We start from the raw sequence: 2,795 nt of genomic DNA, 5'->3' as shown, positions 1-2,795 counted from the left end.
CCGCCCAGCCGGTGGACGACGGCGCCTACGTCACCCCGCTGGTGCGCAAGCTCGCCGCCGAGAACGGCGTCGACCTGGCCACCGTCAAGGGCACCGGCGTCGGCGGCCGTATCCGCAAGCAGGATGTCATCGCCGCCGCCGAGGCCGCGAAGGCCGCCGCGCCGGCTCCGGCCGCCGCTGCCGCCCCGGCCGCCGCCGCGAAGAAGGCCCCCGCCCTGGAGGCCTCCCCGCTGCGCGGCCAGACCGTGAAGATGCCGCGCATCCGCAAGGTCATCGGCGACAACATGGTCAAGGCGCTGCACGAGCAGGCCCAGCTGTCGTCGGTCGTCGAGGTCGACGTCACGCGCCTGATGCGCCTGCGCGCCCAGGCCAAGGACTCCTTCGCCGCGCGCGAGGGCGTCAAGCTCTCCCCGATGCCGTTCTTCGTGAAGGCGGCGGCCCAGGCGCTGAAGGCCCACCCGGTCATCAACGCCAAGATCAACGAGGCCGAGGGCACCATCACCTACTTCGACTCCGAGAACATCGGGATCGCGGTGGACTCCGAGAAGGGCCTGATGACCCCGGTCATCAAGCACGCGGGCGACCTGAACATCGCCGGCATCGCCAAGGCCACGGCGGAGCTCGCCGGCAAGGTCCGCGCCAACAAGATCACGCCCGACGAGCTGTCCGGCGCGACCTTCACCATCTCCAACACGGGTTCGCGCGGCGCGCTCTTCGACACGATCATCGTGCCGCCGGGCCAGGTCGCGATCCTCGGCATCGGTGCCACGGTCAAGCGTCCGGCCGTCATCGAGACCGAGGAGGGCACGGTCATCGGCGTCCGCGACATGACCTACCTGACCCTCTCCTACGACCACCGTCTGGTGGACGGCGCCGACGCGGCCCGTTACCTGACGGCGGTCAAGGCGATCCTGGAGGCGGGCGAGTTCGAGGTCGAGCTCGGGCTGTAGGCCTTCGCAGTTGCCGTACGGTGCCCCGCCCGGAGCCTCTCCGGGCGGGGCACCGCCGTGTCACCCGGGCGTCAGCCGCGCGTCGGACCAGGTGACGAGCGTCTCCACCCACACGTTGGGGACGTAGAGGCGGGGCGCGGGCGTCAGGTCCTCGGTGCGGTACGCCCTCAGGACGTCGTACGTGGCGTCCAGGCAGTCCCGCGAGGTGAGCTCGCCGGTCCCCGGGTCGACGCCGACGAGGAAGCCGCGGCCCTCGACGGTGCGGATCATCGCCCGCGCCGCCCGGACGTCGCTCGTCGAGGAGGACGTACAGCGGTAACGGCTGTACGGGTGGGCGGACCTGCCGCCCGGGACGGGGGTCCCCCCTGCTCGAGCGGAGCCGAGAGCCCGGGGGAGGGCGTCGCGGGACATGTCGCCGAGCATGCGTTCGTACGTCCCCCGCGCGTGCCAGGCTCCGATGTCCCCTCCCGGCGGGGTGTAGAGGCTGTTCGTGGGGTTCTCGACCGCGCCGTACTCCCAGGTGTCCGTGCCGGTGATCCGGAAGCCCCAGCCGACGTGGCCGAGCTTCTGCGCACCGTCCGGCTTGACGAAGACGCAGGCGCCGCCGGGACCGGCGGGCTGCCCCCGCCCGGCCAGGACCGCGGAACTCCCCGCGGCGGAGGCCGCCGTGCTCTCCATCCTCCCTGCCTTGGTGTGTTGTGGCTGCTGCGCCCTCGTGCTCATCGGCCGGCACGCCGTGACTCCCACGACCGCCGCCAGGGCCGCCGCCACGACCGCCCACCCGGTCCGTCCGCCGATCTTCATTCCGTCCCCCAGCCGCGCCGAGGGGCTCCCCTGCCGGAGCCCCCCTGCCGACCGCGACACGGGCCGGGCAGCGCGGGTTCCGCCCGTGGACCGGCGGTGACACGGCGGTGACGACTCCGCGTCCCGCCCGGTACGGGTCTTTACGGAACAAGCGGGCCTGAGAGCGTGTAAGTCTTGTCTCACCTGCATGAAAGCGCCCCCGTGCGCCCCTCCCGGAAGGCGGTCCGGCCTTATTGTCTAAACGTCAAACGCCCCCGGGGGCCTGTGGGCCTCTTCCTAAGGAGCTCTCATGACCGCGCCCGTCGTCCACTCGCTGCGCGAACAGATCCGCGAGCACATCGTGGAGGGAATCGTCAGCGGGCGCTGGAAGCCGGGCGAGCGGATCGTGGAGCGGCGGATCGCGACGGAGCTGGAGGTCAGCCAGACCCCGGTGCGGGAGGCGCTGCGCGAGCTGGAGTCGCTGCGGCTGATCGAGTCGGCGCCCAACAAGGGCGTACGGGTGCGGAACCTGTCCGCGGCCGACCTGGAGGAGAGCTACCCCGTGCGGGCCGGTCTGGAGGCGATCGCGGCGGAGCTTGCGGCCGGGAAGCTGGCGGAGGACTGCTCGGCGCTGGAGCCCCATGTGGCGGCCCTCTACGAGGCCGACCGCAGGGCCGACGGCACGGCCCAGGTGCGGCACACGGTGGGCTTCCACCGCGAACTGGTCCGGGCGGCCGGGAACTCGGTGCTGCTGCACACCTGGGAGGGCCTGGGCATCGAGGTGTTCACGGCCCTGTCGATCCGGTGGCTGGGGACGGTGCAGCAGTCGTACGCGGAGGAGCACGAGGAGCTGGTGGCCGCCTTCCGGCGCCGCGATCCGCGGATCGCGGAGATCGTGAAGGCCCACGTCCTGGGCTGTGCGCCGCGCGCCTGAAAACAGCCGAGCACACCGGCGCTCACCTGCGGAAATCCCTCGTTGAAGCGGGGGCGGGGGGGGGGGGCACACGCCCCCCCGCGCCCCGCGCAGGAGAAACACAAAGATGTGACGCCCACCACCACGGG

General features: G+C 72.3%; 3 protein-coding genes. 2 read left to right on the top strand and 1 reads right to left on the bottom strand.

Annotation, left to right across the window (positions count from 1 at the left end; all coding sequences use genetic code 11):
* Positions 1 to 950, top strand: a 950-nt coding sequence (gene sucB / locus ACFW2E_RS38420; protein WP_384474155.1) for a 2-oxoglutarate dehydrogenase, E2 component, dihydrolipoamide succinyltransferase, incomplete at its 5' end; no start/stop codon positions are given.
* A 60-nt stretch (positions 951 to 1,010) separates the two neighbouring features.
* On the opposite strand, the gene ACFW2E_RS38415 is transcribed toward sucB, so the two are convergent.
* Complete coding sequence (locus tag ACFW2E_RS38415; protein ID WP_384474152.1) at positions 1,011 to 1,628, bottom strand: hypothetical protein; 618 nt, start codon at positions 1,626 to 1,628, stop codon at positions 1,011 to 1,013.
* A gap of 415 nt (positions 1,629 to 2,043) precedes the next feature.
* Between ACFW2E_RS38415 and ACFW2E_RS38410 the strand changes: the two genes are divergently transcribed.
* Complete coding sequence (locus ACFW2E_RS38410; protein WP_384474149.1) at positions 2,044 to 2,667, top strand: GntR family transcriptional regulator; 624 nt, start codon at positions 2,044 to 2,046, stop codon at positions 2,665 to 2,667.
* Positions 2,668 to 2,795: the final 128 nt, after the last annotated feature.

The sequence above is a fragment of the Streptomyces sp. NPDC058964 genome (assembly GCF_042741275.1).
Taxonomy (GTDB): Bacteria; Actinomycetota; Actinomycetes; order Streptomycetales; family Streptomycetaceae; genus Streptomyces.
This window is presented reverse-complemented; position numbering and strand designations above follow the sequence as displayed.